Raw genomic sequence first — 16,243 nt, 5'->3', positions numbered from 1 at the left:
CGATGCGGCTCAGCGACGACGACTACGCCGCCCTGGACCACCGGCTCGCCGCCCACGACAGGTTCCTCGCCACGCGGTATCCGGGGGAGCGGACCGGGCGGCAGCCGGTGCACACGGTGTACATCCCGGCCGACCGGATCGGCGGCTTCCGGCAGTGGGGCGCCCAGGCGCTGGCGGCGCTGGACGACTGCCCGCCGCTGCCGTTCCCGGCCGCGCTGGCCGACCGGGTCCGGGCCAAGCTGGCCACCGAGCCGATCGAGGACCTGCGGATCGACTTCGAGGACGGCTACGGCGTCCGCGACGACGACCAGGAGGACGCGGCGGTCAAGGCGGCCGTGGCCGTGCTGGCCGAGGGACCGCGCCCGCCGTTCGTCGGGATCAGGATCAAGTCGCTGGAGGCGGCCACCCGGCACCGCTGCATGCGCACCCTGGATCTGTTCCTGTCGCTGCACCAGGAGCCGTTCACGGTGACCCTGCCCAAGGTGAGCGGCCCGGACCAGGTCACCGCCATGGTCGTGCTGTGCGAGACGCTGGAGCGCGGGTACGGCCTGGCCGCCGGCACGCTGACCTTCGAGATCCAGATCGAGCTGCCGTCGGCGGTGCTCGGCGCGGACGGCACAGCGACCGTGGCCCGCCTCATCACCGCGGCCGACGGCCGGTGCACGGGCCTGCACTACGGCACGTACGACTACAGTGCGGCGGCCGGGGTGGCGGCGGCGTACCAGGCGATGGACCACCCGGTCGCCGACTACGCCAAGGCGGTCATCCAGGCGGCGGCGGCCGGCACCGGCGTCCGGCTCTCCGACGGCTCGACGAACATCCTCCCGATGGGCTCGGACGTGGCCGTCCACGACGCCTGGGCGCTGCACCACCGCCTGGTCCGCCGCTCCCTGGAACGCGGCTTCTACCAGGGCTGGGATCTGCACCCGGCGCAGCTGCCGACCCGTTTCGCGGCCACCTACGCCTTCTTCGCCGACGGCGTCGACGCGGCCTCGATCCGCCTGCGCCGGTATCTGGACCGGCAGTCGGGCGGCATCCTCGACGAGCCGGCCACGGCCCGGGCGCTGGCCGGCTATCTGCTGCGCGGGCTGGACTGCGGGGCGCTGGACGACGCGGGCTTCACCCGGGAGGAGCTGACCGCACTGCTCTGAGCGGCGGACCGCTCAGCCGCCCGAGGTGCCGCCGGCGAGGTCGGAGCCGGTGCTGCCGCGACCGACGACGTTGGTCTTGACGGTGCCGTTGCCGACCTTGCCGGTGGGCGGCAGCTTGAACGCGCGCCGGGTCGCCCGGTCGCCGGCCGAGAAGGAGTCGCCGCCGTCGAGGTACGTGCCCGGCCGGAGACCCCGGGCGTAGTAGGGGGAGTGGTACAGGAAGAACGACGAGGTCTCATCAGCGTCGGCACAGTTGTCCTCGTCGACGATCTCGCCGTCCTCGTCGGCGCAGTAGAACACCTCGTCGACCGGCTCCTGGTCCTCCTCCTCTTCCTCGTCGTAGTACTCGTCCTCGTCGTCCACCTCGCCGGTGTCCGCCACCGCGTCCGACCCCGGGCCAGCGTCGTGGCCGTCGTAGACGTAGGTCGAGTCGTCGGAGTCGTCGTAGGTGGTGGTGTCGCAGGCGGCGGTGCCGCCCGCGGCCAGGGCGAGGAACGCGGCGGTCAGGGCCACCTTGCGGGAGGTCATACGGCGGGTCGGCACGGTCGGCACTCCACGTCCCCCTCGGGTGATGCGTCGGGGGCTGCGCCCGCTGCGCGATCTTTATACCGGGCCGACGGCGCTCCGCTCAGCCCCGATGATCCGCCCGGTCGGGAACCGGACACCCGATTGTGATCTTGTGGCTCGGCTTCACCCGACGTAGCCGTGTGGCAACAGTTGGCGGCTAGGCTCGGCGCATGGTCGATCTGGTGGTGCGGTCCCGTCGTGCCGTCGTCGGTGGCAGCGAGCAGCCCGCCGCGGTCTCGGTCGCCGGGGGCCGGATAGTCGCCGTGGACGACTACGCCGCCGTGCTGGAGACCGCCGAGGATGTCGACCTGGGTGACCTCGCCCTGCTGCCCGGCCTGGTCGACACCCACGTGCACGTCAACGAGCCCGGCCGCACCGAGTGGGAGGGCTTCGCCACCGCCACCCGGGCCGCTGCCGCCGGCGGGGTCACCGCCATCGTGGACATGCCGCTCAACAGCCTGCCGCCGACCGTCGACGCCGACGCCCTCGCGGTCAAGCAGGCCGCCGCCCGCGGCCAGATCCACGTGGACGTCGGCTTCTGGGGCGGCGCGATCCCGGGCAACACCGGCGCGCTGCCCGCCCTGCACGCCGCCGGGGTGTACGGCTTCAAGGCCTTCCTGGCCGACTCCGGCGTGCCCGAGTTCCCGCCGCTCACCCCCGACCAGCTCGGCGAGGCCCTGCGCGCGGTCGACGCCCAGTTCGTGGTGCACGCCGAGGACCCCGACCACCTGCACGCCGCTTTGTCCTCCCCGGCGTACGCGGATTTCCTGGCCTCCCGGCCGCCGGACGCCGAGCACGCCGCCGTCGCCACCGCGATCGAGGCCGCCCGCGCCACCGGCGGGCGCGTGCACATCCTGCACCTGTCCGCGGCGAGCGCCCTGCCGCTGATCGCCCAGGCCAAGGCGGACGGCCTGCGGGTCACCGCCGAGACCTGCCCGCACTACCTGACCCTGGACGCCGCCGAGATCCCGCCCGGCGCCACGGAGTTCAAGTGCTGCCCGCCCATCCGCGACGCCGCCAACGCCGACCGGCTCTGGGCCGCGCTCGCCGACGGCCTGATCACCTGCGTGGTCAGCGACCACTCGCCGTGCAGCCCCGAGCTCAAGCGGCAGGACACCGGCGACTTCGCGGCAGCGTGGGGCGGCATCGCGTCGGTGCAGCTCGGCCTGCCGGTCGTCTGGACCGCCGCCCGTGCCCGGGGACACTCCCTGGCCGACGTGGTGAGCTGGATGGCCCGGCGCCCCGCCGACCTGGTCGGGCTCACCGGCAAGGGCCGGATCACGGTGGGCGCGGACGCCGACCTGGTCGCCTTCGACCCGGCCGCGGACTTCACCGTCGATCCCGTACGGCTGCACCACCGCAACCCCGTCACGCCGTACGCGGGCAAGGTCCTGACGGGGGTGGTCCGCACGACCTGGCTGCGCGGACGAACCGTGACCGGCGACGCCCCCCGCGGCGTCTTCCTGACCCGGGAGGGTTCCTGATGGAGGAGTTCACGCTGCTGCCCGACCTGGCGTCGCGCACCTTCGGCGGCGGGGTGGTGTTCGCCAACGACGAGTTCTTCGCCGCCGCCGACCATCTCGTCGAGCCGGCCCGGCCGGTGTTCGCGCCGCAGACCTTCGGGCACAAGGGCCAGGTGTACGACGGCTGGGAGACCCGGCGCCGGCGCGAGCCCGGGCACGACACCGCGATCATCCGGCTCGGCGCGCCGGGCATCGTGCACGGCATCGACATCGACACCGCCTTCTTCACCGGCAACTACCCGCCGCACGCGTCGGTCGAAGGCGCGGCGCTGGAGGGCTATCCCGATCCGATCCAGCTCGCCGAGGCGCACTGGGTGCCGCTGGTGCCGCGCTCGCCGCTGGTCGGGGACAGCCAGAACCTGTTCCCGGTCGACTCCAGCCAGCGCTACACCCACATCCGGCTGAACATCTACCCGGACGGCGGGGTGGCCCGGCTGCGGGTGCACGGCGAGGTCGTGCCCGACCCGCGGCTGCTGCCGAGCGTCTTCGACGTGGCCGCGGCCGAGTACGGCGCCCGCATCGCCGGGTGCAGCAACATGTTCTACGGCCACCCGCAGAACATGATCTACCCGGGCCTGGCCCGGTCCATGGGCGACGGCTGGGAGACCTCCCGCCGCCGCGACGACGGCAACGACTGGGTGCTGGTGCAGCTGGCCGTGCCGTCGGTGATCGAGCTGGCCGAGCTGGACACCAGCCACTTCAAGGGCAATGCCCCGGGCAGCGCCACCCTGCGCGGCATCGACGCCCGCACCGGGCTGCTCGACGACCCGACCGACTGGTTCGACCTGCTGCCGCAGGTGCGGCTGTCCCCGGACACCCGGCACCGCTTCGGGGTGTCGGTGGTCCCGGTCGCCACCCACGTGCGGCTGGACATCTTCCCGGACGGCGGGATGGCCCGGCTGCGCCTGCACGGCCGCCCGGACGGGGCCGTCCTGCGCGCCCGCTTCGAGGCTGTGACGTAAGGCTCGGCGGCGGCTCGTGCCCGCCCGGCGTCCGCTCGCGGGCCCCTGTCCTCCTCAGGCCAGCTCGACCAGGCCGGTGTGGTCGTCTTGCGGCAGGTCGCCGCCGGCCACCGCGGTGATCACCAGCTCCGGCATGGTCAGCAGGCCGGACAGGGTGGTCGCCAGCGCCGTGTCCGCCGCGTCCCGGCCGGTCGCGATGCGGATCAGGCTCTGCCGGGGCGCGAGCCCGGTCGCGTCCCAGACCTGCCACCGGCCGTCCAGCGCGGTCTCGACCACCAGGTGGAAGTCCATCGGGGACAGCCCCGGCGCGTAGACCGCCGCCACGCGGGCCGGCACGTTCATCGCCCGGCACAGCGTGGCGACGAGGTGGGCGTAGTCGCGGCAGACGCCCCGGCCGTCGAGCAGCGTGTCCGCGGCGTCGGTGCTCGGCCCGCTGCTGCCCGCCTCGTAGCTGAGGTGGTCGTGCACCCAGTCGCGGATCGCCCGGACCGTCGCGGTGGCGTCCGGCAGGCCACTGAACAGCGTGCCCGCGAAGCCGGCCATCTTGTCCGACGGGCAGTACCGGCTCGGCCGCAACGCGACGATCCGGTCCAGCTCGGTGACGTCCACCGGGACCGGCCGGGAGACGGCCACCTCCGCCGCGTAGTTGACGGTCAGCCTGCCCTTGGGGGCCCGTACGTAGTGCTGGCGACCGGGCAGCTCCACCGCCTCCACGCTGCGGCCGTCGCTGGACAGCGACAGGGACTCCGACACCGGGTCCGTGGCGGCGATCAGCAGGACGATCTCGGCGGGCTCGGTGACGTCGAAGACGAGCGTGGCACCGACCTGGGAGTTGTTCACGGACGTCACGGTAGCCGGGTCCAGATGTCGCCCGGGTAACGGCGCGGGGTGGCGGAAACACGGTCGCCCGAACCCGGCCCGGCCGCTACCGTCCTGGCGTGGGCCGAACCGTGACGCTTGTCCTCGTCGATGCCGCCGGTGCCGTGCTCGGCGCCCTGCCACCGGTCGAGATGGAGCTGCCCTGGTGGCCCGAGGCCGCCGACGTGGTCGCCGCCACCCGGGAGCGGCACGGCCTCGACGTGCACGTGTTGCGCCTGCTCACGGCCGACCGCCCGGCCCAGCCCGGCGGCCACGTAACCTGCCTGGCCCAGGTCTTCGAGCCGCCCGGCGTGCCGCTCGCGCCGGCCGAGGCCGACCTGACGCCGCACCCGCTGCGCGCCCCGTACGCCGTACCCGGCGGCCCGGCTGCCTCGGTGGCCTGGGCGCTGGCCGCGCTCGGCCGCGACGATGTGACCCCCGTGCAGCAGCGCACCTGGAACCTGTCCATGATCTGGCACTTCGACGCCGCCGGCACCCCGGTGGCCTGGCTCAAGCAGGTCCCGCGGATGTTCGCGCACGAGCCCGCCGTGCTGGCGCTGCTGGCCGGCTTCGAGCCCGGGCTGGTGCCCACGGTCCTGGCGGCCGGCGCCCCGGGCCGGATGCTGCTCGCCCACGTGCCCGGTGAGGACCGGTACGACGCCGACGAGGACTTCCGCGCGGCCGTCGCCGCCGACTGGCACCCGGCCCAGGTGCACTTCGCCGGCCGGGTCGACGAGCTGCTGGCGGCCGGCGTGCCCGACCGGCGCTTCGACATCGACCGGCTGGCCCGGGTGGCCGAGCCGTTCCTGGACGAGATCGACGGGCTGGCGGCGGTGCTGGACGCGCTGCCCGGGCGGATCGCCGCGATCGAGGCCTGCGGACTGCCCGACACGCTGGTGCACGGCGATCTGCATCCGGGCAACGTGCGCGCCGACGGCGAGTCCCGGGTGATCGTCGACTGGGGTGACTCCACGGTCGCCCATCCGGCGTACGACATCCTGCGGCTCTGCGAGGGGCTGGAGGAGCCCGGCAAGGTGCTGCAGCAGTGGGCCCAGCGGTGGCGCTCGGACGTGCCCGGCGCCGACCCCGAGCGGGTCCTCGACCTGATCAGGCCGGTCGCCGAGCTGCGCTCCGCCGCGTTGTACCAGGAGTTCCTGGACCGGATCGAGCCCGCCGAGTGGCCGTACCACCGGGCCGACGTGCCGGCGCGACTGAGCGCCGCGGCCGCCGCGGCCGTACGGTGGTGGGGTGACTGACCTGCGGCGACGCTTCGTGGAGCAGCTCCGTCGCAACGGCGCCCCGCTGACGCCCGAACTGGCCGCCGCGTTCGCCGCGGTGCCGCGGGAGCTGTTCGTCGCCGAGGGCTTCCAGCGCCGCGACGGCTCGTGGGCCCGGCCCGGCACGGCGGGTTTCCGCGACGCCGTCTACCGCGACGACGTGCTGGTCACCAAGGTCGACGCCCGGGTGGCGGTCAGCTCGTCCAGCCAGCCGTCGCTGATGGCGATCATGCTGGAGGGCCTCGAGGTGCAGCCCGGCGCCCGGATCCTGGAGATCGGCGCGGGCACCGGCTACAACGCCGCGCTGCTGGCGGCGCTGGGTGCCCGGGTCACCAGCGTGGACGTGCAGGCCGACGTCGCGGAACGGGCCCGGGCCGCGCTGGCCGCGGCCGGCGTCGAGGGCGTACGGGTGCTCACCGGTGACGGCTACGCGGGCGCGCCGGGCGAGACCTTCGACCGGGCGATCGTGACCGTCGGGGTCGCCGGGGTATCACCGCGCTGGCTGGCGCAGACCCGGCCGGGCCCGATCGTCGTGCCCGTCGAGCACGCCGGTACGCACCCGGTGCTGGCGGTTCACGGCGCCGCGGAGGGCCCGGTCACCGCGACGGTGATCTGTCCGTCCGGGTTCATGAGCGCCGCCGGCCCGCTGACCGCGGCCCATCCGCGCTCCCATCCGCATCCGGTGCCGACCGGCGCGCTGACCGCGTTCGCGCCGTTCGCGCCGCCGCGCTGGGACCCGCCGCTGGGCTCCTACGCCTACCGTGACCTCTGGTACGCGGCCGGCGTGTGGAGCAGCCGGGCCACCCACGCGGCACTGCCCGACCGGGACGTCAGCGGTGTGGTGCTGCTCGACGAGCAGGGCACCGGCGGCGCGGCGATCCTGCCGGACGGCTCGGTCCTGGCCGGGGGAGACCAGGCGATCGAGTACGGCGAGCAGGCGGTCGCGATCATCGACCGCTGGGAGGCGGCGGGCCAGCCGTCGATGCGGGCGTGGCAGATCACCTTCCAGCTGACCGGTGACCCGCAGGCGCCGATCTGGGCCCCGGCGGCCTGGTCGCTGCGCCCGGAGCGCCCTGACCTCGCCTAGTCCACCCGCTTGAGCCGGGTCCAGCCGTCCCAGCCGCGTTCGCGCATGAGTTCCACGATCCGTGGCATCCGCGGATCGGCCTCGGCGGCGAGATTGTTCATCAGGTCGAACGGCATCTCGTCCTGCCATTCCTCGCCCAGGTCGGGCTCGCCGGCGGCGTAGGCCCGCTCGAGCAGGCCGGCCATGAGGTCGGCAACCTCCTCCAGGCGCGACTCGTCGTCGGCGTCGCTGTCCCCGACCTCCGAGAGGACCCGGTAGAGCCGGACGAGCTGCGGGTCCTCCAGCTCCGCGAACTTGTACCCGATGACCTCGGGCATGTGCTCGGGCCACCGGGCCGCGAGCAGGATCCACCCGTCCCGCTCACCCGCCAGTATCCGCGGCGACACCCCGAGCTCGCGGAGCCGGTCGAGATAGCAGGTGACCTCCGGCGGGAGCACCAGAGCGTCGCCGGCGGCGAGCTGCGCGATCCGCTTGCGGCTGAGCTCCAGCCGTTCGATCTCCTCGCGCAGGTCGTTGTCGATCTTCTCGACGGTTTCGGCGAGGGTGTCGGCGTCGGCCTGCAGCATCAGCCCGATCTGCGACAGCGGTACGCCGGCGTCCGCGACAGTGCGGATCTTGATGAGCGCCACGACTGCCGGGGCGCCGTACCGGCGGTAGCCCGACGCGTCCCGTTCCGGCTCGGGCAGCAGCCCGATCTGGTGATAGTGCCGCACCGCCCGCACCGTGACACCGGCGTACGCCGCCAGCTGGCCGATCGTGAGCATGCTCCGATCCTCGCTCAGCTGATCCGGCGGCGGTAGGTGCGCATCGCGAAGGCCACGGTCACGACCAGGATGCCGGTGCACCAGGCCAGAGCGGTCCAGATCCCGGAGCCCACCGGCTGCTCGGTGAACAGGGCCCGGAGCGTGTTGACGATCGAGGTCACCGGTTGGTTCTCGGCGAAGGCGCGGACCGGGCCCGGCATGGACTCGGTGGGCACGAAGGCCGAGCTGATGAACGGCAGGAAGATCAGCGGGTAGGCGAACCCGCTCGCGCCGTCCACGGAGCTCGCGGTCAGACCGGGGATCACGGCGAGCCAGGTCAGCGCCAGGGTGAACAGGACGAGGATGCCGGCGGCCGCGAGCCAGCCCAGCACGCCCGTACCCGACCGGAAGCCCATCACCAGGGCGACCAGCAGGACCACCACGAGCGAGATGGAGTTGGCGACCAGTGAGGTCAGGACGTGGGCCCACAGCACGGACGCCCGGGCGATCGGCATGGACTGGAACCGCTCGAAGATGCCGCTCTGCAGGTCCAGGAACAGCCGGTACGCGGTGTAGGAGATGCCCGAGGAGATGGTGATGATCAGGATGCCGGGCAGCAGGTAGTTCACGTACGACCGGGTCCCGGTCTGGATCGCGCCGCCGAGGACGTAGACGAACAGCAGCAGCATGGCGATCGGCGTGACCACGGTGGTGATGATGGTGTCGGGGCTGCGCACGATGTGGCGCAGTGATCGGCCCAGCAGGACGGCGGTGTCGCCCAGGAAGTGCCTGTTCATCGCTGTTCGCCCTTCGTGGTGGTGCCGACCAGGGTGAGGAAGACGTCCTCGAGGGTGGGCTGCTTCTCGACGTACTCGACCTTGGCCGGTGGCAGCAGCCGCTTGAGCTCGTCGAGGGTGCCGTTCACGATGATCCGGCCCTCGTGCAGGATCGCGATCCGGTCGGCGAGCTGCTCGGCCTCGTCGAGGTACTGGGTCGTGAGCAGCACGGTCGTACCACCCTCGGCGAGCTCGCGGACGGCCTGCCACACCTCGATGCGGGCCTGCGGGTCGAGCCCGGTGGTGGGCTCGTCGAGGAAGACCACCGGCGGGTCCCCGATGAGGCTCATCGCGATGTCCAGCCGGCGGCGCATGCCCCCGGAGTACGTACCCACCCGCCGGGCGCCCGCCTCGGTCAGCGAGAACCGCGCCAGCAGGCCGTCCGCGATCGTCCCCGGATTCTTGAGGTGCCGCAGCCGGGCGACCAGGACGAGGTTCTCCCGGCCGGTGAGGATCTCGTCGACCGCGGCGAACTGCCCGGTCAGGCTGATCGACTCGCGGACGTCGCCGCCGTGGGTCGCGATGTCGAATCCGTTGACGGTCGCGCTGCCGGCGTCGGCCTTGAGCAGGGTGGAGAGGATCCGCACCACCGTGGTCTTGCCGGCCCCGTTCGAGCCGAGCAGCGCGAAGATGCTGCCCCGCGCCACGTCGAGGTCCACGCCGCGCAGCACGCGCAGCTCCTTGTACGACTTCTCCAGGCCCCGCAGCTGGATCGCGGGTTCGCTCATCGGTGAGGTGCTCATGGCACCCAGGGTCCAGGGTTGACGTAGCGTCAGGGTCAAGCGTTTCGGGGGATCAGGCGCGCAGATAGGCCAGGACGGCCAGCACCCGGCGGTTGGTGTCCTCGGCCGGCGGCAGATCCAGCTTGGCCAGGATGCTGCCCACGTGCTTGCCGACGGCCGCCTCGGTCACGAACAGCCGGGCCGCGATCGCCGAGTTCGAGTGGCCCTCGGCGACCAGCCCCAGCACCTCCCGCTCGCGCGGGGACAGCGCCGCCAGCGGGTCCTTGGGCCGGCGCAGCAACCGGCGTACGACCTCGGGATCCACCACCGTGCCACCGCCGGCCACCGTGTGCAGCGAGGTCATGAACTCCTGCACGTCGACGATGCGGTCCTTGAGCAGGTAACCGACCCGGCGGCCGTCGCCGGTGTCCAGCAGCGCGGCCGCGTACTCCTCCTGCACGTACTGGCTCAGCACGACGACCGCCAGTCCCGGCTGCTCCCGGCGCAGGGTGACCGCCGCCCGCAGGCCCTCGTCGGTGAAGGTGGGTGGCATCCGGATGTCGGTGATCACGAGGTCGGGCCGGTGCTCGGCGGCCGCCGCGAGCAGCCCGGGGCCGTCACCGACCGCCGCCACCACCGTGCAGCCGAAGCGGGAGAGCACCCCGACCAGGCCCTCGCGCAGCAGCACACCGTCCTCGGCCAGCACCACCCGGATCAGCTCTGCCACGGAAGCTCCACCCGGATCAGGGTAGGGCCACCCGCGGGACTGGCCAGCAGCAGGCGGCCACCGACGGCGGCCACCCGGTCCGCCAGCCCGGTCAGCCCGGTGCCGTGTGCCGGGTCCGCGCCACCGTGCCCGTCATCGCGTACCTCCAGGACCAGCATGTCGCCGGCCTGCGCGAGCAGCACATCGGCGCGGCTCGCCGCGGCGTGCTTCACCACGTTGGCCAGGGCCTCCGAGGCCGCGAAGTAGGCCGTGCTCTCCAGGTGCGGAGCCGGGCGTTGCAGGCCCTCCGCGACCGTGACCGTCACCGGCAGCGGCGAGCGGACCGTCAGCTCCCGCAGCGCGGCGGGCAGACCCAGATCGGCCAGCGACTGCGGCCGGATGCCGTGGATCAGCTCCCGCAGCACCACCATCAGCTCCTTGGCCTCGTCGTGCGCCTGCGCCAGCGGCGCCGCGGCCGGCGAATCCGCGGGCACGTCCAGCCGGGCCATGCCGAGCTGCAGGGTGAGGCTGGTGAGCCGGTGCTGGGCGCCGTCGTGCAGATCCCGCTCGATGCGCCGCCGCTCCGCCTCGAACGCGTCCACCAGCCGGGCCCGCGACTGCGCCACCGCCCGCAACGCCGTGCCGTCCCGGTCGCCGAGCAGCGCCCGCGCCGTCGCGGCCTGACCGGCGGCGATCAGGCCGAGCAGGTAGATCAGGACCGGGATCAGCAGCAGCCCGACGATCGCCAGCGGGATCGCCTGCCCGAGGGTGCTGACCGTGAACACCCCGAACTGCCAGCTGTCCGTGCCGGACGCGGCGAACAGCGGGCTCACCAGGAAAGCGAAGTCGATCAGGGCGAGGAAGGCGTACATGCCGTAGACGACCGGGACGATCAGGCCCAGGAAGGCGCCGTAGAGGACCTCCCGCCAGGTGGCCGCCTCGGTGTAGCGGACCCGCAGCCAGGTGATCGGGTCCGTGCGCAACGGCCGGTGGGCCGACTGCACGGGCCGCTGGTCGATCAGGGCCAGCCGGCCGCGTTCGACGGCGGCGAGCGGGATCGCGACCAGCGGTCCCGCCCCGGCGAACATCGCCAGGGCGGTGACCATCACGAACAGCAGCGGGCCGTCGATCACCCGGCCGTCGTTGAACCGCAGGCCGGCGGCCAGCCAGGGCAGGATCAGCGTGCCGAGCCCGACACCGACGACACCGGCGAGCGGCAGGGTGGTCAATCCGTAGAGGATCGCGCGCCACGGGCTCGACGTGAGCAGGTAGTGACGGCTGCGGAGGGCTTGCCAGGGAGTCTCGATTGTTGACACAGCGTCACGGTAATGACCGCCGCGGGGTCGTTCCCAGCCGTCCACGGCTACACCGGGGGTATGCCTGGCACTACCAGGTGCCGGCCCGGCGGGCCCGCCACGGCCGTCCGTCCGGGTCATAGATGAGCCTGTACGCCGGGACGGCCCACAACCGCTGCCACCACGGCAGGCGCTCGGTCTCGTGGGGCACCAGCCGGCCCGGGGGACGAGGGCCCCGCTCACCGTTCGCATGCCAGTCCCGCAACGCGTCGGCGGCGGCGCTGATCGTGCGCACCGCGTCGTCCGGGTCGATCAGCCCCTCGTCGTCGGTGCGGTCCAGGTGCTCACGCATGAGGGCGAGCCGCAGGTCACGCGCATATGTGCGGGCGCCCTCACCCTGGCCGGCCGGATCCAGCGGCACCCGCTCGTCGCGGGTGTTGTCCAGCACGGCGCACGACAGCTCACTGTCGTGGGTCCACGAACGACGGTTGAAATTGTCGCTGCCCGTGCTGGCCCAGACGTCGTCGACCACACACACCTTGGCGTGCACGTAGACCGGAGTGCCCGCGTGGTTCTCCACGTCGAAGACGTGCACCCGGTCCGGGGCGGCCTTGCGGCACAGCTCGATGGCCTCCTCGCGGCCGACCTGGTTGGGCGGCAGGGCGAACCGGCCGTCCACGTCCGGGTGCCGGGGGACGACCGCGACCAGGTGCAGATTCTCGTTGTCGTTGAGCGCGTCCGCGAAGAGCTGGGCGACCTCCTTGGACCACAGGTACTGGTCCTCGAGGTAGATCAGCCGGCGGGCCCGTTTGATGGCTTTCGTGTAGCCCCGGGCGATGCTCTGCTCACCCAGCCGGGCGAAGCCGTACGGCGGGCGCATCGCCGGATAGGTGCGCAGGACCTGGATGTCGTGCGGACCGCACTCCGGCGGGTCCGGCGGCTGCGGCGGGAGCTTGTCGGCGTGCAGATCGGCGCCGCGCAGCTTGTCCTCGATCGTGGAGATCGGGCCGTGCTGGTCCAGCGGCACCTTGTCGGTCCAGCGCTCGCGGAAGGTGAGATCCAGGGCGCCGACCACCGGGCCGCGCAGGGCCAGCTGCACGTCGTGCCAGGGCGGATTCTTGCCGTACGCGGAGGCCATCGCGATCGGCTGCGGGTCACCGTGGTGGTCGGCGTCGTCGCGGCGGCTGTGGCACAGGTCGATGCCACCGGCGAAGGCGATGTCACGCTCCGGCTCGTCCGGGTGACGGATGATCACAAGCTTCTGGTGGTGCGAGCCGCCGCGGCGTACCCGCTGGTCGAGCAGCACCTCACCGCCGGCGGCGGCGATGTCGTCACCGAGGCTGCGGTTCTCCTCCTCGCTGTACGCCAGCTTGTCGACGTGCGAGCGCCAGAGCAGGCCCTTGACCACCACGCCGCGTTTGGCGGCCGCGGCGAACAGCTCGGCGATGGTCGGCCCGTCGTCGCGCATCCGCTCGTCCGGGTCACCCCGCCAGTCGGTGAAGAAGAGGTGGTCGCCTTCACGCAGCGCTTCCACCTCGTTCACCAACCGGTCGAAATACGTTCTTCCGTGGATAAGCGGTTCGGCGGTGTTTCCCGTGCACCAGGTGGGTATGTCTGAGTCCGGGTTGCCACGCTCGTCCGCGGTCAGGAACCAGTCCTCCAGTGGCACGGGGCAGCCCTTCCGAGGTCGACGACGCCCTCACCGTAGGCCCCTTGACGGCCGAACGCACGCTGAAGCACGCGTCCCCCTGTGAGATGGGAAACACTCCATGACGACTGAGCCCCTGACCTCGACCGCCACCCCGGCCGACGCGGCCGCCGCCTCCGAGCGCGGCCTGCTCATCGCCATGCTGCTGCTGGTGCTCGCCGGCGTGGGCGCGATGCTGCTGATGTCCTGAGCTGCCGATACCGAACCGTTGTGGCATGTGACGGATATGGGGCAGCGCCGGTTGGCGCGCCTGGCCCATACTCGTCGGCATGACGGGGGATCCGGGGTACAGCAGCGCAGTCATCGAGGTCCCGCAGGCGGAGGCGGCAGCAGGGACCAGCAGGACCGTCTGGTCGCCGACGCACGGCCCGCTCAATGTGGTGGTGCCCCCCGGCACCGTCGACGGCGCGGTCGTCTGGGTGCAGAGCCCGACCGCCGGCAACGTCGCCGTGACCATCCGGGTGTCGTCACCGTTCCCGCCGCCGCAGCCCTACCCGGGTGCTCCCGCGGCCGGGCCGGGTTACCCGCCGCCGCCCGGCCAGCCCTACCCCGGCCAGCCCTACCCCGGCCAGCCCTACCCCGGCCAGCCTCATCCCGGCCAGCCGTTCCCCGGCCAGCCTTTTCCTGGGCAGCCCCAGCCCTTCCCGGGTCAGCCCCAGGCTTTTGCCGGGCCGCCGCAGGCCGCGCCGCGTAACAACAAGCGCAACGCGGTGATCGGCGGCAGCCTCGTGGTGCTGCTCGCCCTGGGCTGCTGCGGCGTCGTCCGCGTCTTCAGCGGGGACGACGACGACAGCCCGCAGGCCGGCAACCGCAACGGCGTGGCCGCGACCGCCGGCAGCAGCGCCCCCAGATCCACCACCCCGCTCGCCCCGGAGCAGTACGCCCAGGTGCTGGCGGCCTCCGACACGGCGATCGGCACAAGCTTCCGCAAGCTGAACACCGCCGACAGCGCGGCCTTCGCCAAGGCGGCGCCGACGGCCGTGACCACGATCCGCGCCGAGGCCGACAAGCTGCGCGCCGTCCAGCCACCCGCCGCCGCGGCGGCCGCGCACGGCCAGCTGACCCTGGAGCTGCAGAGCCTCGGCGACATGGTCGACGAGTCGGCCTCGGCCAAGCAGGAATGCCCGGCCGCCTCCCCGTGGGCGACGGTCCTGCAGTCGGGCTGGGCCGACGGCATCCGCGAGGACGCGAAGAAGCTGGCGGCCGCGGACCCGGCGTTCAAGTTCGGCACGTTCCTGCCGGCGGCGCCCAAGGAGAGCAAGCGCCGCCTCAAGAACGGCACGTTCATCACCCGTTCGAGCACCGGCGGCTCCGGCCACCTGAAGATCAAGAACGGCGCGGACGACACGACGGTCAGCCTGGTGCCGGCCAAGGGCAAAAAGCCCAAGCCGGTCCTGACCGTGTACGTCCGCGGCGGCGCCACCTTCACGGCGAAGGGCGTGCGCGACGGCACGTACCGCGTCTACACGGCGTCGGGCGAGGACTGGGACAAGGGCAAGAAGGGCTTCACGCGGGACTGCTCGTTCAGCAAGTTCGACGACACGTTCAAGTTCAGCACGACGTCGTTCTCGGCCTCGATCTGGACGATCACCCTGACCCCGGTGGTCGGCGGCAACGCCTCGACCAGCGACGTCGACCCGAAGTCCTTCCCCAACTGACCGGCGCTGCGACCCGCGTTGCCGGCGGCCGGGCCGGTGCGCTTGCTAGCGCGGGCTGTCGACGGCCAGGCCGAGGCCGGCTTCGCGGGCATCGATGAGTTCGTCCCAGTGCTCGCGGGTCCAGGCGCAGGCGGCGTTCATCGGCTCCAGCATGCTGACGCCCAGCGGCGTCAGTGCGTAGCCGTGGCCCTCGGCGCGGCAGACGAAACCGTCGCGTTCGAGGCCGCGCAGCGAGCGGGTGAGGGTCCGTGCGGTGACGCCGGGCAGCGGCACCCGTAGCTCCGAGAAGCGTCGCGGCCCGCCCTCCAGACAGCGGAGGACCATGCCCGCCCACTTGTCCCCGAAACGGATCGGGGTGAGGGTCGACGGGCAGACCGGATCGAACATGTCCGGCTCCAGCGGCGCACGCATCCGTCCACGGTAACGGCCCGGCCGGTATCCCGGGGGATACCGCGGCGCACCTTCGTATCCGGGCGGATATCGGTGGCCGGCATAGCGTCCCGGCATGAGCAGAATCGCGATCTTCGGGGCGGGCGGCCGGGCCGGGCGTACCGCTGTGGCCGAGGCCCTGGCCCGTGGCCATGACGTGACCGCGGTCGTGCGGGACGTTTCCCGCTATCAAGGTCCGCCCGATGCGCGGGTCGTCGCGGGCGATGTGCTGGACGCCGCCGCCCATGCCGATGGCGCCGACGCGGTGATCAGCGCGGTCTATCAGAGCGGTCCGGACTTCTTCGTACGAGCGGCGAAGTCCTTGTCCTCTGCCGGAGCGGGACGGATCGTCGTGGTCGGACTGGCCGGCGTGCTGCCCACCGCCGACGGCACCTTGTTGATGGACACCGACGGCTACCCGCAGGAGTGGCGTGACTTCTACCTTGCCCATGCGGCCGGGGTCGCCGCTCTCGAGGGGGACTGGGTGGTGGTCAGCCCGGCCGGCGACTTCGACCACGGCGGCCCGCGCCTCGGCGGCTACCGGGTGCTGCCCGCGGATGCCGGGTCGCGGATCTCCTATGCCGACCTGGCGATCGCGTTGATCGACGAGGTCGAGCAGCCGAGGCACCATCGGGAGCACATCGGAGTCGGCTGGTTCGGGGAGGAGTCCTTCACAAGCTGAGAAGCTGACGGGCCAGCGAATCCCAGCACAAGGGTTGTG

Annotated in this window: 17 protein-coding genes; 8 read left to right on the top strand and 9 right to left on the bottom strand. The window is 72.7% G+C overall.

Annotation, left to right across the window (positions count from 1 at the left end; translation table 11 throughout):
• The first annotated feature begins 2 nt into the window (after positions 1-2).
• Positions 3-1,151, top strand: a complete 1,149-nt coding sequence (locus tag ACZ6S4_RS36620) for a DUF6986 family protein (protein WP_465479296.1) — start codon at positions 3-5, stop codon at positions 1,149-1,151.
• A 12-nt stretch (positions 1,152-1,163) separates the two neighbouring features.
• Here the strand turns inward: ACZ6S4_RS36620 and ACZ6S4_RS36615 are convergent, their stop codons facing one another.
• Positions 1,164-1,694: a hypothetical protein gene (locus ACZ6S4_RS36615; protein ID WP_465479295.1), complete on the bottom strand. Its 531-nt coding sequence runs from the start codon at positions 1,692-1,694 to the stop codon at positions 1,164-1,166.
• Between the two features lie 194 nt (positions 1,695-1,888).
• On the opposite strand from ACZ6S4_RS36615, the gene allB reads away from it, so the two are divergent.
• Both allB and alc read left to right on the top strand, forming a co-directional pair.
• Positions 1,889-3,202: an allantoinase AllB gene (gene allB / locus ACZ6S4_RS36610; RefSeq protein WP_465479294.1), complete on the top strand. Its 1,314-nt coding sequence runs from the start codon at positions 1,889-1,891 to the stop codon at positions 3,200-3,202.
• A complete protein-coding gene (alc, locus tag ACZ6S4_RS36605; RefSeq protein WP_465479293.1) occupies positions 3,202-4,203 on the top strand; it encodes an allantoicase in 1,002 nt (333 codons plus the stop codon). The genes allB and alc overlap by 1 nt, the downstream gene beginning before the upstream one ends.
• A 54-nt stretch (positions 4,204-4,257) precedes the next feature.
• On the opposite strand, the gene ACZ6S4_RS36600 is transcribed toward alc, so the two are convergent.
• Complete coding sequence (locus tag ACZ6S4_RS36600) at positions 4,258-5,043, bottom strand: transglutaminase-like domain-containing protein (RefSeq protein ID WP_465479292.1); 786 nt, start codon at positions 5,041-5,043, stop codon at positions 4,258-4,260.
• 98 nt (positions 5,044-5,141) lie between these two features.
• Here ACZ6S4_RS36600 and ACZ6S4_RS36595 point away from each other — a divergent pair, with 98 nt between their 5' ends.
• Both ACZ6S4_RS36595 and ACZ6S4_RS36590 read left to right on the top strand, forming a co-directional pair.
• Complete coding sequence (locus ACZ6S4_RS36595) at positions 5,142-6,317, top strand: phosphotransferase family protein (protein WP_465479291.1); 1,176 nt, start codon at positions 5,142-5,144, stop codon at positions 6,315-6,317.
• Positions 6,310-7,425 (top strand): methyltransferase domain-containing protein, encoded by a 1,116-nt coding sequence (locus tag ACZ6S4_RS36590; RefSeq protein ID WP_465479290.1) that lies wholly within the window; start codon positions 6,310-6,312, stop codon positions 7,423-7,425. Before ACZ6S4_RS36595 ends, ACZ6S4_RS36590 begins: the two co-directional genes overlap by 8 nt.
• Here the strand turns inward: ACZ6S4_RS36590 and ACZ6S4_RS36585 are convergent.
• The 6 genes from ACZ6S4_RS36585 to ACZ6S4_RS36560 form a co-directional block, all read right to left on the bottom strand.
• On the bottom strand, positions 7,422-8,189 hold the full coding sequence (locus ACZ6S4_RS36585; protein WP_465479289.1) for a MerR family transcriptional regulator: 768 nt from the start codon (positions 8,187-8,189) through the stop codon (positions 7,422-7,424). The two genes, ACZ6S4_RS36590 and ACZ6S4_RS36585, sit on opposite strands and share 4 nt — an antisense overlap.
• A 14-nt stretch (positions 8,190-8,203) precedes the next feature.
• Positions 8,204-8,965 (bottom strand): ABC transporter permease, encoded by a 762-nt coding sequence (locus tag ACZ6S4_RS36580; protein WP_465479288.1) that lies wholly within the window; start codon positions 8,963-8,965, stop codon positions 8,204-8,206.
• Entirely contained in the window at positions 8,962-9,747 is a 786-nt protein-coding gene (locus ACZ6S4_RS36575; protein WP_465479287.1) for an ABC transporter ATP-binding protein, read from the bottom strand. The genes ACZ6S4_RS36580 and ACZ6S4_RS36575 overlap by 4 nt, the downstream gene beginning before the upstream one ends.
• Positions 9,748-9,799: 52 nt before the next feature.
• Positions 9,800-10,453: a response regulator gene (locus tag ACZ6S4_RS36570; RefSeq protein ID WP_465479286.1), complete on the bottom strand. Its 654-nt coding sequence runs from the start codon at positions 10,451-10,453 to the stop codon at positions 9,800-9,802.
• Complete coding sequence (locus tag ACZ6S4_RS36565; protein WP_465479285.1) at positions 10,441-11,748, bottom strand: sensor histidine kinase; 1,308 nt, start codon at positions 11,746-11,748, stop codon at positions 10,441-10,443. Before ACZ6S4_RS36565 ends, ACZ6S4_RS36570 begins: the two co-directional genes overlap by 13 nt.
• 70 nt (positions 11,749-11,818) lie before the next feature.
• Complete coding sequence (locus ACZ6S4_RS36560; protein ID WP_465479284.1) at positions 11,819-13,396, bottom strand: phospholipase D family protein; 1,578 nt, start codon at positions 13,394-13,396, stop codon at positions 11,819-11,821.
• A 100-nt stretch (positions 13,397-13,496) separates the two neighbouring features.
• Between ACZ6S4_RS36560 and ACZ6S4_RS36555 the strand changes: the two genes are divergently transcribed.
• Both ACZ6S4_RS36555 and ACZ6S4_RS36550 read left to right on the top strand, forming a co-directional pair.
• Positions 13,497-13,625, top strand: coding sequence for a hypothetical protein (locus ACZ6S4_RS36555; protein WP_465479283.1), 129 nt, complete (start codon positions 13,497-13,499; stop codon positions 13,623-13,625).
• 79 nt (positions 13,626-13,704) lie between these two features.
• Positions 13,705-15,093 (top strand): hypothetical protein, encoded by a 1,389-nt coding sequence (locus tag ACZ6S4_RS36550; RefSeq protein WP_465479282.1) that lies wholly within the window; start codon positions 13,705-13,707, stop codon positions 15,091-15,093.
• A 45-nt stretch (positions 15,094-15,138) separates the two neighbouring features.
• Here the strand turns inward: ACZ6S4_RS36550 and ACZ6S4_RS36545 are convergent, their stop codons facing one another.
• Complete coding sequence (locus ACZ6S4_RS36545; RefSeq protein ID WP_465479281.1) at positions 15,139-15,504, bottom strand: winged helix-turn-helix transcriptional regulator; 366 nt, start codon at positions 15,502-15,504, stop codon at positions 15,139-15,141.
• A 94-nt stretch (positions 15,505-15,598) separates the two neighbouring features.
• Here ACZ6S4_RS36545 and ACZ6S4_RS36540 point away from each other — a divergent pair, with 94 nt between their 5' ends.
• A complete protein-coding gene (locus ACZ6S4_RS36540; RefSeq protein ID WP_465479280.1) occupies positions 15,599-16,204 on the top strand; it encodes an NAD(P)-dependent oxidoreductase in 606 nt (201 codons plus the stop codon).
• Positions 16,205-16,243 lie beyond the last annotated feature (39 nt).

It is taken from the genome of Actinoplanes sp. NPDC051405 (assembly GCF_055586185.1).
Note: the sequence above shows the minus strand (reverse complement) of the source record. Positions and strands in the feature narration are given on the sequence as shown.

Bases quoted from the DNA above. Each gene is read 5' to 3' on its own strand.
- ACZ6S4_RS36585 (WP_465479289.1), bottom strand. From the start codon at position 8,189: ATGCTCACGATCGGCCAGCTGGCGGCGTACGCCGGTGTCACGGTGCGG.
- ACZ6S4_RS36555 (WP_465479283.1), top strand. From the start codon at position 13,497: ATGACGACTGAGCCCCTGACCTCGACCGCCACCCCGGCCGACGCGGCC.
- ACZ6S4_RS36540 (WP_465479280.1), top strand. From the start codon at position 15,599: ATGAGCAGAATCGCGATCTTCGGGGCGGGCGGCCGGGCCGGGCGTACC.
- alc (WP_465479293.1), top strand. From the start codon at position 3,202: ATGGAGGAGTTCACGCTGCTGCCCGACCTGGCGTCGCGCACCTTCGGC.
- ACZ6S4_RS36580 (WP_465479288.1), bottom strand. From the start codon at position 8,965: ATGAACAGGCACTTCCTGGGCGACACCGCCGTCCTGCTGGGCCGATCA.
- ACZ6S4_RS36545 (WP_465479281.1), bottom strand. From the start codon at position 15,504: ATGCGTGCGCCGCTGGAGCCGGACATGTTCGATCCGGTCTGCCCGTCG.
- ACZ6S4_RS36575 (WP_465479287.1), bottom strand. From the start codon at position 9,747: ATGAGCACCTCACCGATGAGCGAACCCGCGATCCAGCTGCGGGGCCTG.
- ACZ6S4_RS36550 (WP_465479282.1), top strand. From the start codon at position 13,705: ATGACGGGGGATCCGGGGTACAGCAGCGCAGTCATCGAGGTCCCGCAG.
- allB (WP_465479294.1), top strand. From the start codon at position 1,889: ATGGTCGATCTGGTGGTGCGGTCCCGTCGTGCCGTCGTCGGTGGCAGC.
- ACZ6S4_RS36620 (WP_465479296.1), top strand. From the start codon at position 3: ATGCGGCTCAGCGACGACGACTACGCCGCCCTGGACCACCGGCTCGCC.